This window comes from Streptomyces sp. NPDC006235, from assembly GCF_040613735.1.
In the GTDB taxonomy this organism is placed as follows: Bacteria; Actinomycetota; Actinomycetes; order Streptomycetales; family Streptomycetaceae; genus Streptomyces.
In genome coordinates this window covers 64,151-84,642 of the sequence record NZ_JBEXSR010000020.1, presented here as the reverse complement: position 1 = coordinate 84,642, position 20,492 = coordinate 64,151, and the positions used below count along the sequence as shown (strand labels likewise).

Genomic DNA, 20,492 nt, shown 5'->3' with positions numbered 1-20,492 from the left:
GGGCCGTGTGAATCTGGTCGAGCCAGATCCCCTCACCCCCAACGGGAGTGAACCCACATGGGTATGAAGGACCAGTTCCAGGAGAAGTCCGAGCAGTGGCAGAACCAGGCCAAGCAGAAGGCCGACCAGGCCCGTGAGCAGATGCAGGGCCGCGGTCGCCGGCGTGACGAGGACATGGACCCCTCGGACCCCTCGCAGCCCTCGCAGCGCGAGCGGGAGCGCGAGCGGGAGGACCGCTTCGACCAGGACTACGACGCCTGACGTTGCGTGCTGAACGGAAGGGGTGCCTCGCGCGGGGCACCCCTTCCTCACGTCCGGAACCCTCGGGCCCTCCTCACGTCCTGGGCGGCAGCTTCGGACGGGAGCGGTCCGGGACGTCGCTGTAGGTCGGCGGTTTCGCCGGCGGGTTGGTCTCCAGCAGCCCGAGCGCCAGCTCCACCGCGTCGGTCAGCTGGGCGTGACGGCCCTCCGCCCAGTCCAGCGGGGTGCGCAGGACGTCGATGTCGGGGGCGACGCCCTTGTTCTCCACCGACCAGCCGTAGGCGTCGAACCAGGCCGCGTTCATCGGCACCGTGATGACCGTGCCGTCCCCCAGCTCGTGCCGGCCGGTCATGCCGACCACACCGCCCCAGGTGCGCTGCCCCACCACCGGGCCCAGCTTCAGCAGCTTGAACGCGGCGGTGATCATGTCGCCGTCGGAGGAGGTCGCCTCGTCGGCCAGGGCCACCACCGGGCCCCGCGGCGCGTTCGAGGTGTACGACACCGGCTGGGCGTCTCGGGTCAGGTCCCAGCCCAGGATCGTGCGGCTCAGCGTCTCGATGACCAGCTCGCTGATGTGACCACCGGCGTTGCCGCGCACGTCCACGATCAGCGCGGGCCGCGACACCTCCATACGCAGATCGCGGTTGAACTGCGCCCAGCCCGAACCGCCCATGTCCGGGATGTGCAGATACCCGCACCGCCCGCCGCTCAACTCCCGTACCACCGCCCGGCGTTTGGCCACCCAGTCCTGGTAGCGCAACGGCCGCTCGTCGACGAGCGGGACGACGGCGACCCTCCGGGGCGGTCCCGTGCCCTCCGCGGGTGAGAAGGTCAGCTCCACCGTCGTACCGCCCGCGCCCGCCAGCAGCGGGTACGGGCCCGCGTCCGGGTCCACCGGGCGGCCGTCGACATGGGTCAGGACCGCCCCCTCGCGGATGCCCGTACCGGCCAGCGGGGAGCGGGCCTTGGAGTCGGAGGAGTCGCCGGGCAGGATCCGCCTGACCATCCAGCCGCCGTCCCGGCGTACGAAGTTGGCGCCCAGCAGACCCTGCCGGCGCTGGTAGTGCGGCGGGCCCTCGTTGCGCCGGGCGGCGGTGACGTAGGCGTGGGAGGTGCCCAGCTCGCCCAGCACCTCGCGCAGCAGGTCGGCGAACTCGTCCGGGGAGGCGACCCGTTCGACGAGCGGACGGTACTGGCCCAGCACGCCGTCCCAGTCGATGCCGCACATGCCGGGCTCCCAGAAGTACGCGCGGATCAGCCGCCCGGCCTCCTCGTACGCCTGCCGCCACTGAGCCGCCGGGTCGACCACGTGCAGGATACGGCGCGCGTCGATCCACACCGTCGTGTCGGCGTCGCCGGTCTCGGTCGCGGGCACCGCGCGCAACTCGCCCTCGTCGACGATCACCAGCCGCGTGCCGTCACCGCTGACCGCGAAGAAGTCCAGGTGCACGGCGAGTTCGGACTTCTTGGCCTTGGTGATGCCGAAGTGCTCCAGAGTCGGCCGGCCGCTGGTGTCGTCCGGGTTCGCGAACGTCTCGCCCAGCGCGCCCGAGATCGGCCAGCGCAGCCACACCAGCCCGCCGCCGGCCACCGGGTGCAGCGCCGAGTACTTGGAGGCGGCCACCGGGAACGGCGTCACCCGGCTCTCCAGCCCCTCGACCTCGACGGTCACCGCCCCGTTGTCCCCGTTCTCGTCGTCCTCCACCGGGTCCAGGCCCCCGGCGGCCGGGCGGCCCTCCGGGTTCAGCGCGAACGGGGAGGGCGTCGCGGAGGACAGCGGCACGAGATACGGGCGGCAGCCCAGCGGGAAGGACAGGTCGCCGGTGTGCACGTCGTAGACGGGGTCGAAGCCGCGCCAGGAGAGGAAGGCGAGGTAGCGGCCGTCGCGCGTGAAGACCGGGTTCTCGTCCTCGAAACGGCCGTTGGTGACGTCGACGACGAACCTGTCTTTGATCCGGGCCATCTTGATCTGCCGCAGAGTCCGCCCGATGCCCGGATGCGACCAGGTCAGCCACGCCCCGTCCGGGGAGAACGCGAGGTCGCGCACGGGCCCGTTGATCGACCGGATCAGCTCGGCGACCTCGCCGTCGGACTCCTCGGTGACGTCCACGAGCAGCAGCCGTCCGTCGTGCGAGGCGACCGCCAGCCGTTCGCCCTCGGGGTCCGACACCAGCTCGCGCACCCGGCCCAGCTCGCCCGAGGCCAGCCGCCTGGGCTCGCGGTCGCCGCTCGCCCGGGGCAGGGAGGCGATCTCGATCGCGTCCTCGCCCTCCGCATCGGTCACGTACGCCACCCGCCCGCTCGCGCCGAGCATCTCCGGCATCCGCACCCGGACGCCCGGGGTGTCGGTGAGGGTGCGGGCCGGCCCGTCCCGGTGGGTGAGCCAGTACAGGCTGCCGCGGACGACGACCGCGCTGGCCCGCCCGGTCTCGTCGACCGAGATGCCGTCGACGTGCTGGGCCGCGGGCACCTGGTACGGGCGCCGCCCCGGGCGCGGCCCGCTCAGCCGTACGTCCAGCCGGCGCGGCGCGGAGTCCGGTGACAGGTCGTCGACCAGCCACAGGTCGCCCGCGCACTGGTACACCACCCGGGCGCCGTCGCTGGCGGCGTGCCGGGCGTAGAAGGCGTCGTGGTCGGTGTGCCGGCGCAGGTCGGAACCGTCGTAGGCGCACGAGTAGAGGTTGCCGACGCCCTCGTGGTCGGAGAGGAAGGCGATCCTGCCGCCGACGAACATGGGGGAGTGCAGATGGCCGCCGAGGCCTTCGAGCAGCCGTTCGGATCTCGCCGTCCGGGGTCCAGCCGCAGACCCGGGTGTCGGCGCTGCCCCAGTGGCTCACTTGCCGGGCCGGGCCGCCGTCCACCGGCGCGAGATGGACCTCGGGCACCAGGCTGCGCCAGCTCGTGTACGCGAGGTGCCGTCCGTCGGGCGAGAAACGGGGGTGGCCCACCTTGGTGCGGTCGACGGTGAGCCGCCAGGCGCGGCCGGGGCCGTCCAGCGGGGCGAGCCAGAGGTCGTCCTCGGCCACGAAGCAGAGCAGGTCGTCATGGAGGTGCGGCAGACGCAGATAGGTCACGTCTTCATGCTTTGCCGGGGGACGGAGTGCAGCAAGTTCTGGCAAACCGGACCGTGGCCATGGACGTGGCCATGGACGTGGCCATGGGCGGGCCACAGCCTGCCCGCGACCGTGACCCAGGACACGTACGAAACGGTTTCGTTCCCATAAGGGGGTGCGCTATCTTCGTGGTGTACGAAACCGTGTCGTTCGGAGCAGGAAGGTGAGCGAGATGGCTGAGGTCGCCACCGCGCGTCGCAGTCGGATCACCCCGGAGCGTGAGGCCGAGCTGTACGCGGCCGTGCTCGACCTGCTCCGCGAGGTCGGCTACGACGCTCTCACCATGGACGCCGTGGCCGCTCGCACCCGGTCCAGCAAGGCGACGCTCTACCGCCAGTGGGGCGGCAAGCCGGAGCTGGTGGCGAAGGCGATCCGGCACAACAAGCCGGGCAGCATCGCCGACGTCGACACCGGATCCCTGCGGGGTGACCTGCACGCCCTCACCGCGCGTGAGGACGACTGCACCATGCAGCAGAACGCCGCGCTGATGCGCGGTCTCTTCATGGCGGTGCACGAGAACCCGGACCTGCTCCAGGCCTTCAAGGAACTGCTCATCGAGCCCGAGATGGAGGAGTTCCACCGGGTGGTGCAAAGAGCGGTCGACCGCGGTGAGGTCGAGGCCGGCCGGCCGGCGCTGGACTACATCGTGCACATGCTCGTCGGCGCCTTCGCCACGCGCACGCTGATCGACGACCAGCCGCCCACGCAGGCGTTCCTCACCTCGTACATCGACGCCGTGGTCCTCCCCGCCCTCGGCATTCCCGTCGACTGACAAACCCCCTCAGTCACATCCCCACCTGACGTCACCGCTCACGTCGTCGGGCTGATCAGCCCTGCCCAGAACCGACCCCACGACCTGACCGGGAGTACGCCCTCGTGGCCACATTCCTTTACAAGATCGGCCGGATGTCCTTCCGGCGGCGGCACTTCGTCGCTCTGATGTGGGTGGCCCTGCTGACCCTCGCCGGTGTCGGCGCGGCCGGCGCACCCGCCGCGGGCAACAGTTCCTTCTCCATCCCCGGCACCGAGGCGCAAAAGGCCTTCGACCTGCTGGAACAGCGCTTCCCCGGCACGAGCGCCGACGGAGCCACCGCACGCGTCGTCTTCAAGGCGCCGAGCGGCGAGAAGATGACCGACCCGGGCAACAAGGCGACCGTCCAGGAGACCGTCAAGGAACTCTCCGACGGCTCCGAGGTCGTCCGCGTCACCGACCCGTACCAGGCGAAGGCCGTCAGCAAGGACGGCACGGTCGCGTACGCGCAGGTGTCGTACAAGGTCTCCGGCATGGAGCTGGAGGACTCCTCCCGCGACGCCCTGGAGGACTCCGTGCAGGACGCCCGCAAGGCCGGGCTGACCGTCGAGATCGGCGGTGACGCGCTCCAGACGGTCCCGCACACCGGCACCACCGAGATCATCGGCATCGCGGTCGCCGCCGTCGTCCTCGTCATCACCTTCGGCTCGCTGATCGCGGCCGGCCTGCCGCTGCTGACGGCGCTCATCGGCGTGGGCATCGGAGTCTCCTCGATCACGGCACTGGCCAGCGCGCTGGACCTGGGCTCGACGACCTCCACCCTCGCGATGATGATCGGCCTCGCGGTCGGCATCGACTACGCGCTGTTCATCGTCTCCCGCTACCGCGCGGAACTGGCCGAGGGCCGCGACCGCGAGGAGGCGGCGGGCCGGGCCGTCGGAACGGCGGGCTCCGCGGTGGTCTTCGCGGGCCTCACGGTCGTGATCGCCCTGGTGGGCCTGTCGGTCGTCAACATCCCGATGCTGACGAAGATGGGCGTCGCGGCGGCGGGCACCGTGGCCATCGCGGTGCTGATCGCACTGACGATGATCCCGGCGCTGCTCGGGTACGCCGGCCGGAGGGTGAAGCCGGCGGGGGAGAAGGGCAGGCTGCTCGGGCGGGCGAAGAACAAGGACGGGCGGGACGGGCAGGCCAAGCCGGCGAAGCCCAACCTGGGCACGCGCTGGGCGAGCTTCGTCGTCCGCCGCCCGGTCGCGGTGCTGCTGCTCGGCGTCATCGGCCTCGGCGCGGCGGCCGTCCCGGCGGCGAGCCTGGAACTGGGCCTGCCGGACGACGGGGCCCAGCCGACGTCCACCACACAGCGCCGCGCCTACGACCTCCTCTCCGAGGGCTTCGGGCCGGGCTTCAACGGCCCGCTGATGGTCGTGGTCGACGCGAAGGACAGCGACGACCCGAAGGCGGCCTTCACACAGGTCGGCGACGAGATCAAGGGGCTCAAGGACGTCGTCACGGTGACGCCGCCGGCGCCCAACAAGGCCGGTGACACGGCGACGATCACCGTCATCCCGGACTCCAAGCCGTCATCGGTCGCGACGGAGGACCTGGTCCACTCCATCCGTGGCAAGGGCGCCGGCATCAAGGCCGAGTCGGACGCGAACGTGCTGGTCACCGGCCAGACGGCGATGAACATCGACGTCTCCGAGAAGCTCAACGACGCCCTGATCCCCTACCTGGTCCTGGTGGTCGGCCTGGCCTTCCTCCTCCTGATCGTGGTGTTCCGCTCGATCCTGGTCCCCCTGAAGGCGGCCCTCGGCTTCCTCCTGTCGGTGATGGCGGCCCTCGGCGCCGTGGTCGCGGTCTTCCAGTGGGGCTGGCTGGCGGACCTGATGGGCGTCGAGCAGACCGGCCCGGTCATGTCGATGATGCCGATCTTCATGGTGGGCGTGGTCTTCGGCCTGGCGATGGACTACGAGGTCTTCCTGGTGACCCGGATGCGGGAGGCCTACGTCCACGGCGAGAAGGCCGGCCAGGCGATCGTGACGGGCTTCCGGCACGGCGCCCGCGTGGTGACGGCCGCGGCGGTCATCATGATGGCGGTCTTCGCCGGCTTCATCGGCTCGTCCGAGTCGATGGTCAAGATGATCGGCTTCGGCCTCGCGATCGCGGTCTTCTTCGACGCGTTCGTCGTCCGCATGGCCATCGTCCCGGCCGTCCTGGCCCTCCTCGGCCGCAAGGCCTGGTGGCTGCCCAAGTGGCTGGACCGGGCACTGCCCAACGTGGACGTCGAGGGCGAGGGCCTGCGCACGGACACGGACCGCGGAGATCAGGACAGGGAGCTGGTGCACACCCCCTGACAGCCCCCTGACAGCACCTTGAGAGACCGGCCGGTGAGGGCCCCGTGGGACGGGGAGCCCTCACCGGCTGCTCTTTCTCGTGCGTGTCTCTCACGCGTGCGGGTGGAGGACGACCTTGGTGTAGCCCTCGACGCGCTTGTCGAACTTCTCGTACGCCGTCGGCGCCTGGTCGAGAGGGAGCTCGTGCGAGACGACGAAGCTCGGCTTCGCACGGTCCTCGATGATCAGGTCACGCAGGTGGCGGTTGTACCGCTTGACGTTGCACTGGCCGGTGCCCATGCGGAGCCCCTTCTCGAAGAGGCGCCCGATGGAGACCATCAGCATGCCCTGCTTCGCCTGCTCGTCCGGCCCGCCGGGGTCGCGCGGGACGTACAGGCCGGGCACGCCGAGCGCGCCCGTCGGCCGGACCGTCTCGACGAGCGCGTTCAGTACGGTCGCCGGTTCCTCACGGTCCTCGCCCTGCGCCTGCGCCTGGTAGCCGACGGCGTCGATGCCCTTGTCCGTGCCCCGGCCTCCTTCGGTCTGCTCCTTGATCTGCTCCACCGGGTTGCCCTGGCTGAAGTCGATCGGCACGGCTCCGATCTCCTCCGCCTTCTGCAGCCGCTCCGCCACCCGGTCGACCACGAACACCTTGCTCGCGCCGCGCAGCATCGCGGAGTAGGCGGCCATGAGCCCGACCGGGCCGCCGCCATAGACGGCGACGCTGTCACCGGGACGCACGTCGGCCAGTTCGTTGCCGTGGTAGCCCGTCGGGAAGATGTCGGCGAGCAGGACGAAGTCGGTCTCCTTCTCGGTGCCCTCGGGAAGCTTGAGGCAGTTGAAGTCGGCGTACGGCACGCGCACGTACTCCGCCTGGCCTCCCACGTAGGGCCCCATCGCGACATAGCCGTAGGCGCCGCCGGCGAAGCCCGGGTTCACGGTCAGACAGAAGCCCGTGAAGCCGGCCGTACAGTTCTTGCAGAAGCCGCATGCCACATTGAAGGGCATCACCACCCGGTCGCCGCGGCTGAGCGAGGTGACCCCCTCTCCTGCCTCCTCGACGACCCCGAGGTTCTCGTGGCCGAACACGATCCCCGGTTCCGCGGCGGTACGGCCCTCGTACATGTGCAGGTCCGAGCCGCAGATCGCGGTCGAGGTGACACGGACGATCACATCGTTCGGGTGCTGGATCCGTGGGTCCTCCACTTGCTCTATCGCTACCTCGAAGGGGCCTTTGTACACGACAGCCCTCATCGTCACGCACCTCCAACTGTGCCGTAGGTCATATACCAGGCTGGTGCATGATGAGACGATTTGCATCTACAGAAGGAAGGAAGTAGGGCCTTGCCAGGACGTATCGGTACATTGCTCGTGGCGGTCCCCGGCCTGTCGGGCGTCGTCTATCCGGAGGGGACGCGCGTGACGATCCGGGGCACCGGAGGGTCCGTCGACGGTTTCGTCGACGGGGACTGGCTGCCGCTCGCGTGGTGGGAGTTCGCGGACGTCCGGCCGGAGGACGCCACCGGCTGAAACCGCCTCGCATGTCTCGTACACGTACCGCTAGCGTGCCCGCATGACGACGACAGACGCCACGGACGCCGAGAACCCCGGAGCACACCCTCGTTTCGCCGAGGCCCTGCGGGAGCTGGGGATCGGGGACCTCGTACCCCAGGTCCGCCGGTTCCCGGAAGCCACCCGTACCGCCGCCGAGGCCGCCGCCGCGATCGGGTGTGAGCTGAGCCAGATCTGCAAGTCGCTGATCTTCGCGGCGGACGGCGTGCCGGTGCTCGTCCTCATGGACGGGGCCTCCCGGGTCGACCTCGAACTCGTGCGCAAGGAGCTCGGGGCGGACAAGGTCACGCGGGCCAGGGCCGAAGTCGTGCGCGAGACCACCGGGTACGCCATCGGCGGGGTGCCGCCCTTCGGGCACCGGACGAAGACACGTGTGCTCGCCGACCGGTCCCTGCTCGGGCACGACATCGTCTGGGCCGCCGCCGGGACGCCGTACACCGTGTTCCCCATGGCGCCCCGCGACCTCGTCGCCCACGCCGGAGCCACCCTCGTGGACGTGCGCGAGCTCTCCGCGTGACACCCCTGGTCACCGCCGCCGTCCTGCTCGCCGCGGTCACGCACGCCAGCTGGAACGCCATCGCCCACAAGATCACCGACAAGCTGGCCGGGTTCGCGCTGATCTCGGGCGGCGGGGTGGTCATCGGGCTGGCCCTGGCGCCCTTCGTGGCGTTCCCGGCGGCCCGGGCCTGGCCGTACCTGCTCGGCTCCGCCGCCATCCACATCGCCTACTACGCGCTGCTGATGAAGTCCTTCCGGCTGGGCGACTTCGGGCAGGCCTATCCCATCGCGCGCGGCACCGCGCCGCTCGTCGTGACCGTGCTCGCCGCCGTCTTCGCGCACGAGGTGCCCGACGGGTGGGCCGCCGCCGGTATCGCCGTGTCGTGCGCGGGGCTGACCGGCGTCGCCGTGTGGGGGCTGCGAGGGCGCCGGACCGACTGGGCGGCGATCGGGGCGGCCCTGGCGACCGGGCTGACGATCGCGGCGTACACCGTCGTCGACGGGCTCGGCGTGCGCGCCTCCGGCTCCTCCCTCGGGTACATCGCCTGGCTGATGGCCGTGCAGGGTGTCGTGATCCCCGCCTACGCCGTGAGCCGCTGGGGGCGGGAGACCGGCGCCGTGCTCCGGCCGTTCGCCGGGGTCGGGCTCATCGGGGCCGCCCTCTCCGTCGCCGCCTACGCCCTCGTCCTGTGGGCCCAGACCAGGGCCGAACTCGCGCCCATCGCCGCCCTGCGCGAGTCGTCGATCATCGTGGGCGCGGCGATCGGGGCCGTGTTCTTCAAGGAGCGGTTCGGGGCGCCGAGAATCGTGGCGGCCGGGCTGCTCGTCGCCGGGATCGGGCTGATGCTGCACACCGGATAGTCCGGGTCGGACGGGTGCGCATCCCCCTCCCGAGGAGGACTCTGGAACTAAGCGTTCCGGAGGTGATCGACATGATGCACACCAGAGTCGGATGGCACGTCGAGATGGAGTTCCGGGAGGACGACCAGCACACCCAGGCGGTGGCGATGGTCCGGCTGCCGGACGGCACCGAGGTACGGGCGCGCGGGCACGCCAGCCGGCACCGGACCGATGCCAATCAGCCCAGAGTCGGGGAGGAGATCGCCGGCGCCCGGGCACTCAACGAACTCGCCATGCAACTGCTGACCAAGGCGCACGAGGAGATCGACCAGGCGTCCGGGCGGACCTCCCACCCGATCCACGTCTAGAGACGTCCAAGACAACCAGGACGTCTACAGCCCCAGCGCTCCCCGCACCGCCCGCACCAGCCCCTGCGCCCGCGGATCCGCCGTCACCGTCTTGCGGAAGCCGTTGGTGACATAGCCGAACGCGATCCCGGTGTCCGGGTCGGCGAAGCCGAGGGCGCCGCCGCGGCCCGGGTGGCCGAAGGAGCCCGGTGTGAGGAAGGGGGAGGCGCTGCTGTGCAGCATGTAGCCGAGGCCGAAGCGGGTGCCGACCACCAGGACGCGGTCGGCGCCCGCCGACTCCTCGGCCCGGGCCAGCTCGACCGTCTCCGGCGTGAACAGGCGTGCGGCGCCGGCGGTGTCGCCGATCAGCGTCGCGTAGAAGCGGGCCAGTGCGTCCGCCGTCGCGATGGCGTTGGTCGCGGGGAGGGCCGCCGCGCGGTAGGCCGGGGCGTTCTGGTCCGGGAACGGGGTGATCGCGGCGAAGGCCCGGCGGGTCAGGGAGGCCGGGTCCTCGTAGGCCGCGGTGACCGAGCGCTTCGGGCGGGTGCGCAGGCCGCCCGCCGGCTCGGGTCCCTCGACGCGGCCCACGCGTCCGACCCGGCCGGCCTCCGCGTCCGGCAGACCCAGCCAGAGGTCCAGGCCCAGCGGGCCGGTGATCTGCGAGGCCAGCCATGCGCCGGCGCCCTGCCCGGTCACGCGTCGCACCAGTTCGTCGAGGAGCCAGCCGTAGGTGAGCGCGTGGTAGCCGTGATCGGTGCCGGGTTCCCAGACGGGGGCCTGGGCGGCGACCGCCTCCGGGCCCCGCAGCGGGTCGAGGGCCTCCTCGGGGGTGAGGGGCCGGTCGAGCACGGGCAGGCCGGCCCGGTGGTTCAGGACGTGCCGGACCAGCACCCGCTCCTTGCCCCGCGCCTTGAACTCCGGCCAGTAGTGGCCCACCGGCGCGTCCAGGTCCAGGTGTCCGCGCTGGTGCAGCAGCAGGAGTACGGCGGCGGCGACCCCCTTCGTCGCCGAGCGCACGACCTGGGCGGTGCCGCGCTCCCAGGGGTCCGTGCCGTCGACGTCCCTCGTGCCGGCCCACAGGTCGACGACCCGCCGCCCGTCCCGGTAGACGGCGACCGCCGCGCCCCGCTCCCCGAGCTCGGCGAAGTTCCGCACGAACGCGTCCCTGACCGGCTCGAAGCCCTCGGCCACTGTGCCGTGCACGTCCACGTCCGTACTCCTCGTCTCGCCGACTCCATCCCCTTTCAACCAAGCACGATCGTCACGTCGATGTTCCCGCGGGTCGCGTTCGAGTACGGGCAGACCTCGTGGGCCGCGTCCACCAGCTTGCCCGCGAGGCCCGGGTCGAGGACGGGCAGCGAGACGCTCAGGGCGACCGCGAGGCCGTAGCCGTGCTGCTTGTTGGGGCCGATGCCGACCTTCGCCGAGACCGTCGAGCCGGTCAGGTCGTAGCCCTCGCGGTTGCCGACCAGGATCAGCGCGTTGTGGAAGCAGGAGCTGTAGCCGGCCGCGAAGAGCTGTTCCGGGTTGGTGCCGGCGCCGTCGCCGCCGAGCTGCGGGGGCATCGCGACCCTGAGGTCGATCTGGCCGTCCTGGCTGGTGACATAGCCCTCGCGGCCGCCGTGGGCGGTGGCCTCGGCCACGTACATGATCTTCGTCGGGCGGGTGTCGACGGCGGCGGCGTCGGTCATGGCTGGATCCCCCAGAACAGGTGCGCACTAATACATCGCGCACAAGGTACCGGCCAGTAGGAAAGCGTCTGCTCAGCAGGGGGTGATAACCGAGGGTAACGGGCGATCAGTGCGGGCGGTTCGGGGCTGCCTGCGATGCCTCCGCCAGCCGCCACAGCTCTTCGCGCAGACGCGCGACCTCTGGTGGAGCGAGCCCCGTCGCCGCGAGCAGGGCGCCCGGCACGCCCGCCGCGCGCTCCCGCAGCTCCTCCCCCGGTCCGGTGCAGGCGACCAGCACCGAGCGCTCGTCGTGCGCCGCGCGCTCCCGGCGGACGAGTCCCAGGCTCTCCAGCCGCTTGAGCAGCGGCGAAACCGTGCCGTAGTCGAGCCTCAGCGCGGCGGCCAGCTCCTTGACCGTGGTCTCACCGCGTTCCCACAGGACCAGCAGGACCAGGTACTGCGGATAGGTGAGGCCGAGCTCGTCGAGGAGGGGGCGGTAGGCGGACGTCACCGCCCGCTGGGCCGCGTACAGCGCGAAGCAGAGCTGGTCGTCCAGCAGCAGCGAGCCCTCGGTCTCCTCGTTCGTCACGCGCCCATTGTCACCGAACGCGGATCGAAGCCGAACGGCAGCTCCAGCCGGTGGGCGCGCATCAGGTCCTCGTCGGAGAGCAGCTCGCCGGTCGGACCGTCCGCCGCGATCACGCCCTCACTGAGGATCAGGGAGCGCGGGCACAGCTCCAGGGCGTACGGCAGGTCGTGCGTGACCATCAGCACGGTCACGTCCAACGACCGCAGAATGTCGGCCAGTTCGCGGCGGGAGGCGGGGTCGAGGTTGGAGGAGGGCTCGTCGAGGACGAGGATCTCCGGTTCCATGGCGAGGACGGTCGCGACGGCCACCCGGCGGCGCTGCCCGAAGGAGAGGTGGTGCGGCGGGCGGTCCTTGAACTCCGCCATGCCGACCCGCTCCAGCGCCCGGTCCACGCGCTGCTCCAGCTCCGGCCCCTTCAGTCCGGCCGCCGCGGGCCCGAACGCCACGTCCTCCCGGACGGTCGGCATGAAGAGCTGGTCGTCCGGGTCCTGGAAGACGATGCCGACCCGGCGCCGGATCTGAGCCATGTGCTGCCTGCCGACGGGCAGTCCGGCCACCTTCACGGTGCCGGTGCCGCCGGTCAGGATGCCGTTGAGGTGGAGCACGAGGGTCGTCTTGCCGGCGCCGTTCGGACCGAGCAGCGCGACCCGCTCGCCGCGCGCGATCGAGAAGTCGACCCCGAAGAGGGCCTGGTGCCCGTCGGGGTAGGCGAAGGCCAGTCCGGCCACGTCCAGGGAAGGCGTCACATCAGCAGTCACAGGGTCCATCCCAGCAGACACACGACGAGGGCCGCGCAGGGCAGGGCGAGGGCGTACGACCACTGCGCCCGGGACGCGGTCACCTCGTCGATGACCGGCATGGAGCCGGCGTACCCGCGGCTGACCATGGCCAGGTGCACGCGCTCGCCGCGCTCGTAGGAGCGGATGAACAGGGCGCCCGCGGACTTGGCCAGGACGCCCCAGTGGCGGACGCCCTTCGCCTCGAAGCCGCGGGATTCCCGGGCGATCCGCATGCGCCGCATCTCGTCGGTGATGACGTCACCGTAGCGGATCATGAAGGAGGCGATCTGTACGAGGAGCGGCGGGAGCTTGAGCCGCTGCAGGCCGAGGAGCAGTTCGCGCAGTTCGGTGGTGGCGGCGAGGAGCACGGAGGCGGCGACGCCGAGCGTGCCCTTGGCGAGCACGTTCCAGGCGCCCCACAGGCCGTTGACGCTCAGGGACAGACCGAGGACGTCGATCCGCTCGCCCTCCGCCACGAACGGCATCAGCACCGCGAACGCGACGAACGGCACCTCGATCAGCAGCCGCCGCAGCAGGAACCCGGCGGGCACCCGCGCGACGTACGCGACGGTCCCGAGCAGGACGGCGTACAGCCCGAAGGCCCACATGGCCTCGCGCGGCGTCGACACCACGACCACCACGAACGCGAACACGGCGGCGAGTTTGGTGTGCGGCGGCAGACCGTGCACGGGCGAGTGCCCGTGCCGGTAGAGCTTGTGCGCGTGCCCCGCTCCCATGTCAGGCGCTCGTGGTGCTCGTGCTGCTCGTCGAGTCCGGCGCGTCCGTCGCTCCCGGCACGTCCGTCGTGTTCGACGGGGAGGCGTCGTCGTCACGGCGGCGGCGGACGGCCCAGAAGACCGCGCTGCCGGCGACGACCGTGACGCCCACGCCGATGACGCCCGCCAGCCCGCCGGACAGACGGGCGTCGTCGACGTCCTTGACGCCGTAGTCGGCGAGCGGGGAGTGGGCGACGGCGTGCTCCTCGGTCTTCTTGTCGATGCCGTGGTCGGCGGCGACCTTCTCCAGGCCGTCCGGGTTCGCGGAGGCGTAGAAGCTGACGAACCCGGCCAGGACCACGGAGGCGGCCAGGCCCGCGGCCCACACCTTGCGGTGCGAGGTCCGGGCGGCCACGGGCGCGGGCTCGGAGCCGGGCGCGTCGACCAGCTCGCCGTTCACCCGCAGCTTGAGCTTCTGCGTCAGGCCGCGCGCCCCGTACACCAGGTCGGGGCGGACGGCGATGACGGAGCCGACGGTCAGCGCGGTGATCACGGCCTCGCCGATGCCGATCAGGACGTGCACGCCGATCATCGCGGTGGCGACCTTGCCGATCGACACGTCGGTGGTGCCGCCGACCGCGTACATCAGCGTGAACGCCAGGGCGGCGGCCGGGACGGAGACCAGGGCGGCGACGAACGAGGCCACGGTGACCGACCGGCGGGTGCGGGGCAGCACCTTCACCAGGCCGCGGAAGAGGGCGTAGGCGACGACCGTGGTGACGATCGCCATGTTGGTGATGTTCACGCCGAGCGCGGTCAGACCGCCGTCCGCGAAGAGGATGCCCTGCATGAGCAGGACGACGGAGACGCACAGGACCCCGGTGTAGGGGCCGACGAGTATCGCGGCGAGCGCACCGCCGAGCAGATGGCCGCTGGTCCCCGCCGCGACGGGGAAGTTCAGCATCTGCACGGCGAAGATGAACGCCGCGACGAGTCCGGCCAGCGGTGCCGTCCGCTCGTCGAGTTCGCGGCGGGCACCGCGCAGGCTCACGGCGACGGCGCCCGCGGCGATCACACCGGTGGCGGCGGAGGTGGGCGCGTTGATGAATCCGTCGGGTACATGCACCGTTCGATGATGTGGCTTGATGCGAATGCTTTGCAAGAGCGGGTTGCTTGTTTTACCTCACGTGCGATATCTCCGGCCTCCGGGGGCGCGATCCGGAAAATATGCGACATTGGAGAGGGAGTGGACGCACAGTCTCCACACAGGTAGCGCACGGTGAAGGGGCCGTCCGATGTCCGTAGTCGAGCAGTACGCGCGAGCCCACATCGTCACGGACACGGCCGTCCCGCTGACCGACGAGCTGGAAGCGGTTCCGGTGACGCTGCGGTACGACCCCGAGCGCGATCCGCGCAGTGTCCGGATCCGTCTGCCCGGGACCGGGGGCCGGGAGTGGACCTTCGACCGCCGGCTGCTGGAGGAGGGGCTGCGGGCCCCCACGGGCAGCGGTGAGGTGCGGGTGTGGCCGTGCGGCCGGGTACAGGCCGTCGTGGAGTTCCACTCCGCGCAGGGCGTGTCGGTGGTGCAGTTCGAGCGGCAGGCGCTGCTGCGGTTCCTGCGGCGGACGTACACGGCCGCCGCGGAACCGGTCACACACTGAGCCCGGCTCGGGCGTCAGGCCTCCGGGCTCAGCCGCCCGCCTTCAGCAGCGCCGCCACGATCGGACCGGCCGTCGAACCGCCGTGCCCGCCCTGCTGGACCACACCCGCCGCCGCCAGGTCGCCCCGGTAGGCGGTGAACCAGCCGTTCGGCTTCTTCTGGCCGTCGACCTCGGCGGACCCGGTCTTCGCGCCGGCGTCGCCGCCCACCCCGGCCATCGCCTCCGCGGCCGTGCCGTAGTCGGCCGTGTACGCCATCAGCTCCCGCAGCTGGGACAGCGTGCCCGCCGACATCTTGCGCGAGGCCGTGGCGAGCTTGCGGCCGTCCACGTCCGGGGAGACCAGGTACGGCTGGCGGAAGGTGCCGGACTTGACCGTCGCCGACACCGACGCCATGTTCAGCGGGTTCATCCGGACGCCGCCCTGCCCGATGAGCGAGGCGCCCATCTGGGCCGCCGACTGCACCGGCACCGCGCCGTCGAAGGACGGCACACCGATGGCCCAGTTGTTCATCCCCAGGCCGAAGACCTGCTGGGCCTGCTTGGTCAGGTCGTCGTCCTCGAGCTTGGGCGCCTGGCTGATGAAGGCCGTGTTGCAGGAGCGGGCGAAGCTCGCCTTGAACGTGCCGTCCTTGATCTCGAACTTCTTGTCGTTCTGGAACTTCCAGTGCCCGTACGTGAAGTACTTCGGGCACGGGTGCTTCTTGTCCGCCGAGGCCAGGCCCTTCTCGATCAGCAGCGACGAGGTGATGACCTTCATCGTCGAGCCGGGCGCGAGGGAGCCCTGGAAGGCGGTGTTGAAGCCGGGGGAGGCGTTGGCCGCGGCCAGGATCTCGCCGGTCGAGGGCCGCACCACGGCCACCGACGACCGGGCCTTCTTCGCGACCTGCTTCTCGGCCGCCGCCTGGAGGGCCGGGTCCAGCGTGGTCTTCACCGTGCCCGGCGTGCCCTTGCTCAGCTCCAGCAGGGTCTTGTCGGACAGGTCGTCCGACGCGGCGGACTTCCCGCGCACGACCCGCAGTTCGATGCCGGCCTTGCCGCCGGCCTCCTTGCCGTACTTCTCGCGCAGCCCGTCCAGGATGGGTCCGATCGAGGCGTACTTCTTCTCGGTCAGTTCGCCGCCGTCCCGGTCGAGGGCCTTGACCGGGGGCGTGCCCGCCTCGCCGGTGACCAGCTTGTCGCCGTCCTTCAGGTCGGGGTGGACGACCGCCGCGTGCCAGTCGACCAGCGGCTTCCCGTCGCTCGTACGGCGGACGACGGTCAGCGCGCTGTCGTACGCCAGCGGCTTCTCGGTGTCCTTGTACGACACCGTGCCCTTGACGGAGAACGGCACCTTGTCACCCGCGGGCTTGCCCGGGGTGAGGGTGACGTCCTTGATACGGGCGTCCTTGGCGTAGCCGGTGAGCAGGGACGTGGCCGCCGCCGAGTCGTCGGTGGCCGCGGCGGCCTCGGTGACCTTCCCCGACTGCCAGGCGGTGAGGAAGGTCCGGGCGGTGGTGGTGACCTCGGTCGCCGACAGGGGCCCGGTCTTCACCTTGGGCTTCTGGTCCGTGGAGGCCGCTCGGGTGCCGTCGTCGGCCGACGCGCCGGCGCCGTACAGCGCGTAGGCGCCGAACCCGGCACCGCCGACGACCACGGCGATCATCCCGCCGATCACGGCGGGCCTCGTCTTCCCTCGTTCGGCGACGCGCCTTCTGTTGCCCACTGCTGTTCGTTCCTCCACGAATCCCCAGGGTCCCCGTTGCCCTCGGCTGTCCCAACGACGGCCACCACCCTAGAGTCCCGTCCCGCGGAGGTGAGATCAGCCACCTGTTCGTAGCACGGCTGCGACAATCGGCCCGGCCGCGTCGCCGCCGTGGCCGCCCTCCTCGGTCATGGCCGCCGCCGCGACGTCGTTCCGGAATCCGGTGAACCAGCTGTTGGACTTGGCGTTCCCGTCGACCTCGGCGGAACCGGTCTTGGCGCCGATGTCGCCGCCGAGTCCGGCCATGGCCTCCTGGGCGGTGCCCTGGGTCGCGGTGAGCCGCATCATCTGCTTCAGCTGGGCGACGGTGCTCGCCTTCAGGCCCTCGGCCTGGGCCAGTTGCCGGTCGTCCAGCCTCGGCGAGACGAGATAGGGCTGACGGAAGGTGCCGGTGATCGCGGTCGCCGTCACCGAGGCCATGTTCAGCGGACTCATCTGCACCTGGCCCTGCCCGATGGCACCGGCCGCGCGGTCCGGCCCGCCGACCGCGGGGACGCTGCCGTCGAAGGAGACGACGCCGGTCTTCCAGTTGTCCTGCCCGAGCCCGAAGTGCTGCTCGGCCTCCTGGTTCAGCGAGGCGTCCGTGAGCGGCTTCTCGTCGATGAGCTTGATGAAGGCGGTGTTGCAGGACCGCAGGAAGCTGTCGGCCAGGGTGGCCTTCTCGTTGGGCTCCATGCCCTTGAGGTTGTGGAAGGTCTGGCTCTGCCACGTGGCCGTGGGCGGGCAGGGTGCCGGGCCGCTCATCGAGGTCACGCCGTTGTCGATGAGCATCGCGGCGGTGATGATCTTCATCGTGGAGCCGGGTGCGGTCCGGCCCTCGAAGGCCGCGTTGAAGCCGTCCGTGCGGTTGTTCGCCACGGCCAGCACCTCACCGGTGCTCGGCTTGACGGCCACCACCGACGACTGGGCGAACCGCTTGACCGCCTTCTCGGCCGCCGCCTGGGCGCTCGGGCTGATCGTGGTGGTGAGCTTGCCGGGCTTGCCCTCGGCGAGGGTCAGCAGCGGGGTGTCGGGAGCGCTCCCGCTGTGCCGGACGACCAGCTCGATGCCGGAGGAGCCGCCGGCCTTCCGCCCGAACTTCTCACGCAGGGCGTCCAGGACGGGGCCGAGGGAGGGGTACTTCTCCTTCGTCAGCTCCGAGCCGTCACGGCCGACCGCCTCGATGGGCGGGCTGTCCGACCGCTCCGTGACGAGGGTGTCGTCCTTCTTCAACTCCGGGTGCACGACGGACGGCTGCCAGTCGACCAGCGCCCGCCCGCTGGTGAGACCGCGCACGACCGTCAGCTTGCTGCTGTACTTCAGCGGCTTCGACTTCCCGCCGTAGGCCACCTTCGCCTTCACCGTGTAGGGCACGGTGGTGCCGGCCGCCGTGCCGGGCGTGATCTTCACGTCGGTGATGTGCGCGTCGTCCCCGAAGGCGGTCAGCAGCTGCTCGGCGGCCGCGTCGTTGTTCGTGTACGCCGCCGCAGCCGCGGCCTCGCCCTTCTCCCAGGCCGCGAAGAACTCGGCCGTGGTCTTTGCGACCTCGTCCTTGTCGGGCGGCCCCGACTTCTTCTCCGCGGCCACCCCGCTCGTGCCGCCCCCGTCACCGCTCAGCGCGCTCATGATGTTGTAGGCCCCGTACCCGGCCCCGCCCACCATCACCGCGAACACACCGCCTATGACGGCGGCCTTGACCCCCCTGCCCATGAGGCGGTCCCCTCCCCGTTGAGCTTCACACGCTCCTTTGAACGTGTTCAGAAAGCTCGATCCGGGAGCACTCTATGCACAAGCGGTTGCTGTCGGCACAGGCGTTTTCGATTTTTGACCGAAGGCAGGCGGCTAGACCCACGTGTCCAGCCACATCCGAGCCCGCCAGTCGTCGATCGGGATGGCGGTGCCGGTGTACAGGGGCCAGAAGTAGATGAAGTTCCACGCGATCAGCAGGACGAGGACGCCCGCGGCCGTGGCGCCGACGACGCGGCGGGTGTCGGTGGAGCGGGGCGGGCCGATGATCGCGCCGAGGAGCATGGCCACCGCCAGGCACAGGAACGGCAGGAAGACGATGGCGTAGAAGAAGAAGATCGTGCGCTCCTGGTACATGAACCAGGGCAGGTAGCCGGCCGCGATGCCGCAGGCGATGGCGCCCGCGCGCCAGTCTCGGCGGAACAGCCAGCGCCACAGCACGTAGAGGACCGCGAAGCAGGCGACCCACCACAGCAGGGGCGTGCCGAGGGCCAGGACCTCGCGGGCGCACTTCTCGCCGGCGTCGGCCGGGCAGCCGTCCTTGCCGGGCGCCGGCGACTCGTAGAAGTACGACACCGGGCGGCCCAGGACCAGCCAGCTCCACGGGTTGGACTGGTAGGTGTGCGGCGAGGACAGGCCGACGTGGAACTCGTACACCTGGTGCTCGTAGTGCCACAGGCTGCGCAGCCAGTCGGGCAGGAAGGTCCAGTTGCCGCCCTTGCCGTCGGTCGCGGCCCAGTTGCGGAAGTAGCCGCCCTTGCCGTCGGTGGCGGAGAGGATCCAGCCGGTCCAGGACAGCACGTAGGTGACGATCGCGACCGGGACCGTGGCGAGGAACGCCAGGCCCGTGTCGCGCCTGAGCACCGCCGAGTACGGGTGCCGGGCGCCGGCCACCCGGCGCGAGCCGACGTCCCACAGGACCGCCATCAGGCAGAACGCGGCCAGGATGTACAGACCGTTCCACTTCGTGGCGAAGGCCAGGCCCAGCATCAGGCCCGCCGCCCAGCGCCAGGGGCGCCAGCCCAGGCGGGCCGTCTCGGCGACGTACCGGTCGGGCCGGACCCGGCCGTCGGCGTCCACCGGGAGCGCCGCGGCGAGTTTCCCGCGCGCCCGGTCCCGGTCGATGAGCAGACAGCCGAACGCGGCCAGCACGAAGAACATCAGCACGCCGTCGAGCAGCGCCGTGCGGCTCATCACGAAGTGCAGGCCGTCCACCGCCATCAGCGCGCCCGCCAGGCACCCCAGGAACGTGGAGCGGAACAGCCGGCGGCCGATCCGGCACAGCAGCAGCACCGACAGCGTGCCGAGCAGCGCCGTCATGAACCGCCAGCCGAACGGGTCGAAACCGAACAGCAGCTCGCCCAGCCCGATGACGTACTTGCCGACCGGCGGATGCACGACGTACGCCGCGTCCGTCGGGATGGTGACGTGCCCGCCCGACGAGAGGACCAGGTCGTTGGCGTTCTTGTCCCAGTTGACCTCGAAACCGCGGTGGACGAGCGCCCACGCGTCCTTGGCGTAGTACGTCTCGTCGAATATCACCGCCTTGGGGTTGCCCAGGTTCCAGAACCGCAGCACCCCCGCCAGCAGGGTGACGAGCAACGGGCCGATCCAGCCCGACCAGCGCACCAGCCGCCCCGCGAGGGTGTGCGGGATGCCGAGCGCGGCCCACAGGCGCGGGCCGGGCTCGGTGTACGGCGGCACCAGCCGGTCACGGACGTCACCGGCGTCGCTTCGTGGCTGCTGGTAGCCGAAGCGGCGCAGCCGCTGCTGCCAGGACGGCCGCTGCTCGTGCGGCGCCTGGTCCTGCCGGGTGTCCGTGGAGGACGCGGTACTGGTCACCGCGCCATCGTAGGGAACCGTGCTGTGTGAGTCCCGTGCATGGCCGGTATGCGT

Annotated in this window: 18 protein-coding genes and 1 pseudogene; 8 read left to right on the top strand and 11 right to left on the bottom strand. The window is 71.1% G+C overall.

The genetic code is table 11. From position 1 onward, the window contains the following. Positions 1 to 57: 57 nt before the first annotated feature. The gene (locus ABZ192_RS23410; RefSeq protein WP_356926395.1) at positions 58 to 261 is read left to right on the top strand and encodes a hypothetical protein; all 204 of its coding nucleotides are present in this window, start codon (positions 58 to 60) and stop codon (positions 259 to 261) included. A gap of 73 nt (positions 262 to 334) precedes the next feature. Here the strand turns inward: ABZ192_RS23410 and ABZ192_RS23405 are convergent. Then, a pseudogene (locus ABZ192_RS23405) lies at positions 335 to 3,335 on the bottom strand (S41 family peptidase). A gap of 211 nt (positions 3,336 to 3,546) precedes the next feature. On the opposite strand from ABZ192_RS23405, the gene ABZ192_RS23400 reads away from it, so the two are divergent. Next, positions 3,547 to 4,146 carry a TetR/AcrR family transcriptional regulator gene (locus tag ABZ192_RS23400; RefSeq protein ID WP_356926394.1) on the top strand — a complete coding sequence of 200 codons (600 nt, stop codon included), beginning with the start codon at positions 3,547 to 3,549 and terminating at the stop codon, positions 4,144 to 4,146. A gap of 104 nt (positions 4,147 to 4,250) precedes the next feature. Next, positions 4,251 to 6,479: an MMPL family transporter gene (locus ABZ192_RS23395; RefSeq protein ID WP_356926393.1), complete on the top strand. Its 2,229-nt coding sequence runs from the start codon at positions 4,251 to 4,253 to the stop codon at positions 6,477 to 6,479. A 90-nt stretch (positions 6,480 to 6,569) separates the two neighbouring features. Here ABZ192_RS23395 and ABZ192_RS23390 read toward each other — a convergent pair whose 3' ends face one another. Next, on the bottom strand, positions 6,570 to 7,712 hold the full coding sequence (locus ABZ192_RS23390; protein WP_356926392.1) for a glutathione-independent formaldehyde dehydrogenase: 1,143 nt from the start codon (positions 7,710 to 7,712) through the stop codon (positions 6,570 to 6,572). 90 nt (positions 7,713 to 7,802) lie between these two features. Here ABZ192_RS23390 and ABZ192_RS23385 point away from each other — a divergent pair, with 90 nt between their 5' ends. The 4 genes from ABZ192_RS23385 (at position 7,803) to ABZ192_RS23370 (ending at position 9,736) form a co-directional block, all read left to right on the top strand. After that, positions 7,803 to 7,988, top strand: coding sequence for a hypothetical protein (locus tag ABZ192_RS23385; protein ID WP_356926391.1), 186 nt, complete (start codon positions 7,803 to 7,805; stop codon positions 7,986 to 7,988). Between the two features lie 43 nt (positions 7,989 to 8,031). Continuing rightward, positions 8,032 to 8,547: a YbaK/EbsC family protein gene (locus ABZ192_RS23380; RefSeq protein WP_356926390.1), complete on the top strand. Its 516-nt coding sequence runs from the start codon at positions 8,032 to 8,034 to the stop codon at positions 8,545 to 8,547. After that, positions 8,544 to 9,389: a DMT family transporter gene (locus tag ABZ192_RS23375; RefSeq protein ID WP_356926389.1), complete on the top strand. Its 846-nt coding sequence runs from the start codon at positions 8,544 to 8,546 to the stop codon at positions 9,387 to 9,389. Before ABZ192_RS23380 ends, ABZ192_RS23375 begins: the two co-directional genes overlap by 4 nt. Positions 9,390 to 9,460: 71 nt before the next feature. Then, the gene (locus ABZ192_RS23370; RefSeq protein ID WP_356926388.1) at positions 9,461 to 9,736 is read left to right on the top strand and encodes a DUF1876 domain-containing protein; all 276 of its coding nucleotides are present in this window, start codon (positions 9,461 to 9,463) and stop codon (positions 9,734 to 9,736) included. A gap of 24 nt (positions 9,737 to 9,760) precedes the next feature. Here ABZ192_RS23370 and ABZ192_RS23365 read toward each other — a convergent pair whose 3' ends face one another. The 6 genes from ABZ192_RS23365 to ABZ192_RS23340 all read right to left on the bottom strand — a co-directional run bounded on the left by ABZ192_RS23365 (position 9,761) and on the right by ABZ192_RS23340 (position 14,595). Then, positions 9,761 to 10,924: a serine hydrolase domain-containing protein gene (locus ABZ192_RS23365; RefSeq protein WP_356926387.1), complete on the bottom strand. Its 1,164-nt coding sequence runs from the start codon at positions 10,922 to 10,924 to the stop codon at positions 9,761 to 9,763. A 35-nt stretch (positions 10,925 to 10,959) separates the two neighbouring features. Beyond that, entirely contained in the window at positions 10,960 to 11,406 is a 447-nt protein-coding gene (locus ABZ192_RS23360; RefSeq protein WP_356926386.1) for an organic hydroperoxide resistance protein, read from the bottom strand. Between the two features lie 106 nt (positions 11,407 to 11,512). Beyond that, positions 11,513 to 11,974: a MarR family transcriptional regulator gene (locus tag ABZ192_RS23355; RefSeq protein ID WP_356926385.1), complete on the bottom strand. Its 462-nt coding sequence runs from the start codon at positions 11,972 to 11,974 to the stop codon at positions 11,513 to 11,515. Continuing rightward, entirely contained in the window at positions 11,971 to 12,741 is a 771-nt protein-coding gene (locus ABZ192_RS23350) for an ABC transporter ATP-binding protein (RefSeq protein WP_356926384.1), read from the bottom strand. The genes ABZ192_RS23355 and ABZ192_RS23350 overlap by 4 nt, the downstream gene beginning before the upstream one ends. Continuing rightward, entirely contained in the window at positions 12,729 to 13,490 is a 762-nt protein-coding gene (gene cbiQ, locus ABZ192_RS23345; RefSeq protein ID WP_356926383.1) for a cobalt ECF transporter T component CbiQ, read from the bottom strand. Before cbiQ ends, ABZ192_RS23350 begins: the two co-directional genes overlap by 13 nt. A gap of 1 nt (position 13,491) precedes the next feature. Next, positions 13,492 to 14,595, bottom strand: a complete 1,104-nt coding sequence (locus tag ABZ192_RS23340) for an energy-coupling factor ABC transporter permease (protein ID WP_356926382.1) — start codon at positions 14,593 to 14,595, stop codon at positions 13,492 to 13,494. Between the two features lie 169 nt (positions 14,596 to 14,764). Here ABZ192_RS23340 and ABZ192_RS23335 point away from each other — a divergent pair, with 169 nt between their 5' ends. Then, on the top strand, positions 14,765 to 15,130 hold the full coding sequence (locus ABZ192_RS23335; RefSeq protein WP_356926381.1) for an SsgA family sporulation/cell division regulator: 366 nt from the start codon (positions 14,765 to 14,767) through the stop codon (positions 15,128 to 15,130). 28 nt (positions 15,131 to 15,158) lie between these two features. Here the strand turns inward: ABZ192_RS23335 and ABZ192_RS23330 are convergent, their stop codons facing one another. From ABZ192_RS23330 to ABZ192_RS23320, 3 genes are all read right to left on the bottom strand, one after another. Then, complete coding sequence (locus ABZ192_RS23330; RefSeq protein WP_356926380.1) at positions 15,159 to 16,832, bottom strand: penicillin-binding transpeptidase domain-containing protein; 1,674 nt, start codon at positions 16,830 to 16,832, stop codon at positions 15,159 to 15,161. Positions 16,833 to 16,928: 96 nt separating this feature from the next. Continuing rightward, on the bottom strand, positions 16,929 to 18,560 hold the full coding sequence (locus ABZ192_RS23325; RefSeq protein WP_356926379.1) for a penicillin-binding transpeptidase domain-containing protein: 1,632 nt from the start codon (positions 18,558 to 18,560) through the stop codon (positions 16,929 to 16,931). 132 nt (positions 18,561 to 18,692) lie between these two features. After that, entirely contained in the window at positions 18,693 to 20,438 is a 1,746-nt protein-coding gene (locus tag ABZ192_RS23320; protein ID WP_356926378.1) for a phospholipid carrier-dependent glycosyltransferase, read from the bottom strand. Between the last annotated feature and the right edge of the window lie 54 nt (positions 20,439 to 20,492).